Here is a 6,665-nt window from a genome sequence, read left to right on the forward strand (position 1 = left end):
CGCACCACCCCCGCGACCACCTGCCCACGAGACGACCGCAGGAGCGATCATGCCGCAGTCAACCGACCCCGCGGCCCGAATTGAGCAACAGAGTCTCGCCGCTGGCTGCGGTCCAGGCCTGGACGGGCAGTCAGGTTCGGTCGGTGCCGAACAGGGGGTCGAGCGGGTCACCCTCGTAGCCGAGGACGAGGCACTCCGTCGCGACCGGCCCCCGGGAGAGCTCTGCGAGCCGAGCGAGGGCCGTCGTCTCGGACGGAAGCACGGTGGGATCGAGACCAAGCGCCAGGGCCGCGCGGTGGCGCCGCTCATCGAGGTCGGGAAGGTCTTCCCGATACCCGTCGGCCACGGCCCGGAGTTCTTCGGTCGTCCGTCCGGGAGCGTCCCGCCACCACGGTGCCGCGAGGCACAGCTGCAGCAACTCGGGCAGCCCGAGGGCAAGCGGGCCGGCCTCGCCGTCGAGGCTCACGTACACCACCAGGCGTTCCTCACCGCCCTCGCCGACAAAGCAGAAAGCGTCTCCTGAGCCCGCCCGCGCGAACTGCTCCAGCCGGGCCCCGGAGGCGAGACGGACTCCGTCCTCCAACTCATGGTCGGCCGGGCTCGTCGCGTCGAGGTCCGCGACCCCCGCAAAGAACGCGACAACCTCCTCATCGCCGGCCAGGAGAGGCAGCAACGCGCCGGGCAGGGACGAGCCGCCAGTGCCGCCGGCTGTCACAGTCGATCCGTTCACACCGCAACCGTAACCGAGGCCTCAACACCGATGACGGCCCGAGACAGCAACCGTAGATGCGCGGTCTCACCGAGGAAGCCGCGGTCAAACTTCCCTACGTTGTTGCACGGGAGCCCTTCGTATGGTTGGCCCGCCCAGGGGTGTCGGGTGTGGCTTTCAAACTTCTGCCGCTTGTGGCTTCCAGCGATTGGCCGCCCGACACCCCACGACGACTCGGCTGCCAATTAGGAATTGCGCACGATCGCTCCGTAGGGAATCGACAGCGAGGTCGTCCGTGGTACGTCCGCACAGCCCGACGCACGGAGGAACCGAGTGGCCGCCATCTGGGCCGGTATCGACGCAGGCAAGACCCACCACCACTGCGTGGTGATCGACGAGGACGGCCGCAGGCTGCTGTCGCGACGAGTCGCCAACGATGAGCCGGAGCTCCTTCAGCTCCTCGCCGACGTCTTGGACTTGGGCGACGAGGTGACGTGGGGCATCGACCTCGCCGACGGCGGGGCCGCCCTGGTGATCGCGGTCCTCCTCAACCACGGCCAGCGTGCTTTCTACATCTCCGGGCGGGCCATCAACCGGGCCTCGGAGGGCTACCGCGGCGAGGGCAAGACCGATGCCAAGGACGCGGCGGTGATCGCCGACCAGACTCGCATCCGCCGCGACCTGCAACCTCTGCGATCCGGGGACGAGATCGCCATCGACCTCAAGCTCCTCACCGCCCACCGCTCGGACCTGGTCGCCGACCGCACCCGCACCGTCAACCGCCTCCGCGCCCTCCTGACCGGCATCTTCCCCGCGCTGGACCGGGCCCTGGACCTCACCAACGCCGGGCCACTGACACTGCTGACCGGCTATCAGACCCCGGCCGCTCTGCGGCGCCTCGGGATCAAGCGGCTGGAGACCTGGCTGCGGAACCGTGGCGTTCGCGGCGCCGGCCAGATCGCCGAGGCCGCGCTGAAGGCCGCCTCAAGCCAGCACACCAGCGTCCCGGGCGAGAAGACGGCCGCCCAGATGGCCCACTCCCTTGCTGTCCAGGTGATAGCTCTCAACCAGCAGATCGCCGAGATGGACAAGACCATAGCGGCCCGTTTCCGTGAGCACCGTGATGCCGAGATCCTTGCCAGCCTGCCGGGCCTGGGCTCCATCCTCGGGGCCGAGTTCCTGGCCGCCACCGGCGGCGACATGGCCGCCTTCGCCGGCCCCGACCGCCTCGCCGGCTTCGGCGGAGTCGCGCCCGCGCCCCGCGACTCCGGCAAGATCAGCGGCAACCTTCGCCGCCCCCAGCGCTACAACCGCAAGCTTCAGCGAGTCTTCTACACCTCCGCGCTGATCAGCATCCGCTGCTGCGAGGAATCGCGGCGTTTCTACGACCGCAAGCGCGCCGAGGGCAAGCGTCACACCCAGGCCGTCCTCGCTCTCGCCCGACGCCGCGTCAACGTCATCTGGGCCCTCCTGCGCGACCAACGCTGCTACCAGCCAGCCGGCCCGGGCCATCCTGGCGCGGTGGGATGAGCTGGGCTGCGATCGAGGTGACCTGGAGTCGCCAGGCCCACCTGCCCCATGGACCCGTCCTGCACAGCTTCGATCTACGGCATGCTCTTTGCTATCTCGAATCCGGACATCTCATCCCAAGGGGTTGCGCTCCAGAGGCGGGCCAAGGCCGTCCAAATGCGGTTGACGAGCGTCCAGTCAGGGTTGTCCCCGCTGAGAGTGACCGTTGCGAGCAGGTCGCAGCCCCAGATGCCGTGCTCGTCGTCAGGCGAGGCCACGATCACCGACTCCGCGATCCACGCCACTCCCACATGCACCTCAAGGGTCAGCCAGTCGGCTACCGGATCTCCTGCGGGCCCTCTCGCCGCCATCGAGCACACGGCAACCTCGTCCACGAACGGCCCAGACCGTTCGGTCACCAGGAGATCACCAGCCGGCAGGAGTTCATCCAGGAGGCGGCTGATTGCTGCTTGCCCGTTCTCTTCGCCCGACCGACAGAAGAACGTGAGTTGGTATGCCACGACCGGATCCCGCCTCCCCCAAACGACTCAACCCGATCATGGTAGAGGCCGTCATTCCATACCCCTGGGGCACCATGAAGGCGGCACTCGCCAGGGCAGACGCAGCTTGACAAACGGCATTAGGAATCGGTGAGACGGGTCACCGGCGGCTGGCGGGCCGGACACAGGTATGACGCAGCCTGTCTGTGAACCGCTGCGACCTGGGGAAATGGCCGGTCAATGACACAGCCCCTACAGCTATGACACAGGCTGGAGCCGGTTCGGGCTGCTGCTGGCGGGCAGGGGTAGTGGGCGAGTCGCGGCACCAGGAGCTGCCCGTCCCGGTCGGCGAGGCCGAGGCACGGCGGCTGACCGACGCGCTTCGCGAGTCGGTGGAGCAGGTGCGCACCGCCGTCCTGGTGCTGGCCGAGCGGGTGCGCGCGGCGCACCGCGGCCGGGTGTGGACTGCCTTGGGCTATCCGTCGTGGGGTGCGTACGCGGCCGGGGAGCTCGGGGTGTCCCGAGCGACGGCGTACCGGCTGCTGAACCTGGCGGCGGTGGCCGAGGCGATCAAGGACGTCGTCGGCCGCCAGGCCGGGACGGAGTTGTCCCACGCGTGGGACAGCGGTCTGGTGCTGCCGGTACGGGCGGTGGTCGAGATCCATGGGCGCCTGGCCGAGCTCGCGGACCTGGTCGCCGAGCACCTGGCGCAGGCCCGCGTCGAGGCCGGCGGCACGCTATTGGAGCCGGACCGGATCCGCGTGGCGGTCGCTGCGGCGGTCGCCGAGCTGCGCAAGCGGCCGGACGTGCCGGTCGCCGAGCTGGAGAGCAGGCCGGGCCCGGACGGGTACCCGGTCGAGGTATGGCGGGCGCTGGTGGCCCGGGTACATCGCCGAGCGCGACGCCGAGGAGGTCCTGCACGTCCTGGGCGAGGAGATCGGCAGCAGCGCCGCAGAGCTGCTCGCGTGCCGCCGGTACGCGCTGACCGGCGACGCGCGAGCAACCGAGCGGTTCTGATGCCGCAGGTCAGGCCGGGGGTCTTATTGTTTCGGTCCCTCGTTGGAGAGGGTGCCGGCCGCGGCCGCTTCGCGCTCGTAGCGGACGATCGCGGTAGCGAGGTCCTTCTCGAAGTCGTCGATCCAGGTGCCGAAGGCCAGACCGACGAGGGACTGGTAGTCGTTGAAGCCGACCGGCTCCGGGGACAGCTCCGTGACGTAGATGCCGGGGTTGGTGTCCTTGAAGACCCGGGCCTTGAACGGGGTGCCGTCGTCCGAGAAGAGCATCACCGTGCGCAGGTCAGGGCGGCGGCCAACTCCGTGCGGTGTGCGGGCCGAAGAGCCGGACGAGGCGCACCGCCGGCCGCCCGGGGTGGACGACGCGACCGTCGAGGCGCTGGGGATGCTGACGAAGGCGCTGGAGTACACCGAGCGGGCCCGCGGGCACCTGTACGCGGTGCACCACATGACCGGCGGCGCCGACCGGATGCTCGCCGAGGCGGTGCGGATGCTGCACCGGGCCGGGCACGAGGAGCAGGCCGGCCTGGTCGAGCGCGAGCTCCTGGGCCGGGACGTCGTCCCGGGCATGTGGACCTACCAGCTGATCGAGGCGTACGACCGCACCTACTACCGCGTGTTCACCGCCGTCGAGGAACAGGTCCGCCAAGACCTCGCCGCCGGCCGCCGGCACCTGGCCGAGGCCGAGATGCAGCAGGCCGCCCGATCCCGCCGCCGCGGGGACACGGCGGTGTAGACCTGCATCTTCCGGTGCTTGGTTCGGGTCCTTTACGGATTTCGCCGGTGAATTTACGTCGGGGTGGCAGAAATGGAAAGTCCCGGCCACTCCCGACGAGCAGCCGGGGTTGGCTTCGTTGCGACGCCAACCCCGGCGGCGGATCAGATGTCGATCCAGAAGGCTTCCATCCAGCGGCCCTCATTGATGCTGCCGATCCACTGGTCGTACGACCACTGGTCCGTGCCCTTCCAGCCGACGTTCTGCACGTGGGCGGCGGCCTTCATGGGCGCGTTGCTGCTCCGCAGGCGAATTGCCTCGATCACGTTGCCGTTGACGTTGGAGACCTCGGCCTGGTAGCTCGACGGCACATAGATCTCCGAGGTGCTGCCGTCGTTACTGAAGTGCACCTGCGTGTGGAAGTCCAGGCCGCCGCCCACGGTGAAGATGACGCGGTCGATCGGGTCGTTCCGGCCCTCCGTCCCGGTGAAGCCCGGGCCGTCGCTACAGACCATGTTGGTCCATCCTGCGGTCCGCGAGTGCGCCTGGAAGCACACGTAGTACGACCTCGCCGTGCCGGACTCGGCCGCCTCCGTGCGCGCCGCGTCCACCGCCTGGGACATTTCCGGAGTCAGCTTCTCGATCTTGACCTCGGTGTTCGAGGTAGGAGCGGACGGGCCGGCCGCCTGCGCCACCGGAACCATGCCGAGGAGGGTGAGGGCTGTGAGCGCCGAGACGGCGGTCAGTGCGCGGAATCGCATGGTCACTTCTCCGTTCGCGTGATCATCAACTGCTTTGCACACGCCATGAAATAGTAGGCGGCAGGCTCCGGCGATAAGACAATCGGACATAGTTTCGGCCATGGCCGATTCGGCGGTGGTTGTGGCGCGTTCGATGGCGGTGGTGATGGCGAGGAAGGCGTGCGCGAGCACGGCCAGAGTTGTCCAGCGATGCCAGGAGACCCAGCGGCGAACCTGGGGTCCGCCCAGCCCGGCGGGTTGTCGACGTCGACCTGGGCGCAGCCGTAGAAGCGATGCCGCACCGCAGCCCGGCGCGCCAGATAGGGGAGGCTCAGCTGTTGCTGCGACGCACGAGGACCTTGAGGACTTCGCGGGCGTCGCGGCGGCGGTCGGCGTTGCGGGCGGCGACGGCGGTGATGGCCGCGGTGGTGATCGCCACGGCGTACCAGGCGGTGCCGGCGGCGGTGATGAGCGCGGCGTTGTGCAGGACGGGGGACACGGTCGTTCTCCCTGGTGGTGGGGGCGGTGTCGGTGGTGGTGCTATTGGCAGACGAGGTCGTGCAGCTGCTCGGCGATGGTCTCGGTGGGCAGGACGAAGATGCCGAAGCGGTCGTCCTCGCGCACGTCCAGGTCGTCGACCGTGCTGCGCAGTCTGGGGTCGGGCCGAGCGAGGTCGGTGGTGTCCTCGGGCAGGTGCTGGCTGTGCCAGGGGGTGTTGAAGAGGTAGAGGTCGATCTGCGGGACGCTGGGCGGGGGCGGCGCCACGGGGAGGGAGCGGTCCGACTGATCCATGAGCTGGGCGGTCTGGTGGTACCAGTGTTCGGCGTCACGCAGCTCGCCGAGGGAGGCGTGGTGGAGGTAGAGGGCGTAGGCGGCGTTGCTCTCGCCGGAACCGGCGGCGAACTGGAACCAGAACTGGGCGTGGCGGGGGTGGCCGCTGAGGTAGAGGAGGGCCGCGAAGACGAGGCCGCCTTTGGGCTCGATGTCGGGGGCGTTGACGAGCAGCAGTCCGTGGAGGAGGTCGGGGGCGTCGTACTCGTTGATGATGCAGGTGGCGAGGGTGCGCAGGTCGCGTTCGGCGTGCTGCTGGAAGGTGAGGGCCTGCACGTGCCCGTCGGGCTGGTCGGCCGGGCAGGGCGCGATGTCGCGGTCGGCTTCGGGCGCGGCCTGCTGCTTGAGGGCGGCGATCTTCGCCGCGATGCGGCGGCGGCCGGCCTGCGGGTCGTAGCCGGTGAAGCGCACGTAGGGGGCGGCGGCCTGTGCCAGGCGGTCGAGTTCGGTGTGCACTGGTCTACTCCTCGTCGGATTCCGAGACGGCGAGCAGCGTGAGCTTGCGGAGCTTGCTGTGGGCCTGGTGGATGAGCACGCGGACGGTGCCCGGGCTGACCTGCCGCAGGACCTCCACCTGCGGCAATGCCCGCAGCCGGACCGGGGTACCGGGCCCGAGGACGGCTCGCAGCAGGCGCATGCCGTCCTCGC

9 protein-coding genes are annotated in these 6,665 nt (G+C 69.5%); 2 read left to right on the top strand and 7 right to left on the bottom strand.

Annotated elements, in window-relative coordinates; all coding sequences use genetic code 11:
* Positions 1–130 precede the first annotated feature (130 nt).
* Positions 131–730, bottom strand: a complete 600-nt coding sequence (locus ACFU7Y_RS37265) for a hypothetical protein (RefSeq protein ID WP_380771017.1) — start codon at positions 728–730, stop codon at positions 131–133.
* 312 nt (positions 731–1,042) lie between these two features.
* Between ACFU7Y_RS37265 and ACFU7Y_RS37270 the strand changes: the two genes are divergently transcribed.
* Complete coding sequence (locus tag ACFU7Y_RS37270; protein WP_380771018.1) at positions 1,043–2,239, top strand: IS110 family transposase; 1,197 nt, start codon at positions 1,043–1,045, stop codon at positions 2,237–2,239.
* A gap of 74 nt (positions 2,240–2,313) precedes the next feature.
* Here ACFU7Y_RS37270 and ACFU7Y_RS37275 read toward each other — a convergent pair whose 3' ends face one another.
* Both ACFU7Y_RS37275 and ACFU7Y_RS37280 read right to left on the bottom strand, forming a co-directional pair.
* Positions 2,314–2,739 carry a hypothetical protein gene (locus tag ACFU7Y_RS37275; protein ID WP_380771019.1) on the bottom strand — a complete coding sequence of 142 codons (426 nt, stop codon included), beginning with the start codon at positions 2,737–2,739 and terminating at the stop codon, positions 2,314–2,316.
* A gap of 1,019 nt (positions 2,740–3,758) precedes the next feature.
* On the bottom strand, positions 3,759–4,004 hold the full coding sequence (locus ACFU7Y_RS37280) for a hypothetical protein (RefSeq protein WP_380771020.1): 246 nt from the start codon (positions 4,002–4,004) through the stop codon (positions 3,759–3,761).
* Between the two features lie 37 nt (positions 4,005–4,041).
* On the opposite strand from ACFU7Y_RS37280, the gene ACFU7Y_RS37285 reads away from it, so the two are divergent.
* Positions 4,042–4,467 (top strand): hypothetical protein, encoded by a 426-nt coding sequence (locus tag ACFU7Y_RS37285; protein WP_380771021.1) that lies wholly within the window; start codon positions 4,042–4,044, stop codon positions 4,465–4,467.
* Between the two features lie 143 nt (positions 4,468–4,610).
* On the opposite strand, the gene ACFU7Y_RS37290 is transcribed toward ACFU7Y_RS37285, so the two are convergent.
* The 4 genes from ACFU7Y_RS37290 to ACFU7Y_RS37305 form a co-directional block, all read right to left on the bottom strand.
* Positions 4,611–5,378, bottom strand: coding sequence for a hypothetical protein (locus tag ACFU7Y_RS37290; protein ID WP_380771022.1), 768 nt, complete (start codon positions 5,376–5,378; stop codon positions 4,611–4,613).
* 139 nt (positions 5,379–5,517) lie between these two features.
* Positions 5,518–5,685 (bottom strand): hypothetical protein, encoded by a 168-nt coding sequence (locus tag ACFU7Y_RS37295; protein WP_380771023.1) that lies wholly within the window; start codon positions 5,683–5,685, stop codon positions 5,518–5,520.
* Between the two features lie 41 nt (positions 5,686–5,726).
* Positions 5,727–6,473 carry a hypothetical protein gene (locus ACFU7Y_RS37300; protein WP_380771024.1) on the bottom strand — a complete coding sequence of 249 codons (747 nt, stop codon included), beginning with the start codon at positions 6,471–6,473 and terminating at the stop codon, positions 5,727–5,729.
* A gap of 4 nt (positions 6,474–6,477) precedes the next feature.
* Positions 6,478–6,665: hypothetical protein (locus tag ACFU7Y_RS37305; RefSeq protein ID WP_380771025.1), on the bottom strand; the 188-nt coding region annotated here is incomplete at its 5' end.

Source organism: Kitasatospora sp. NPDC057542, assembly GCF_042801945.1.
Lineage (GTDB): Bacteria > Actinomycetota > Actinomycetes > Streptomycetales > Streptomycetaceae > Kitasatospora.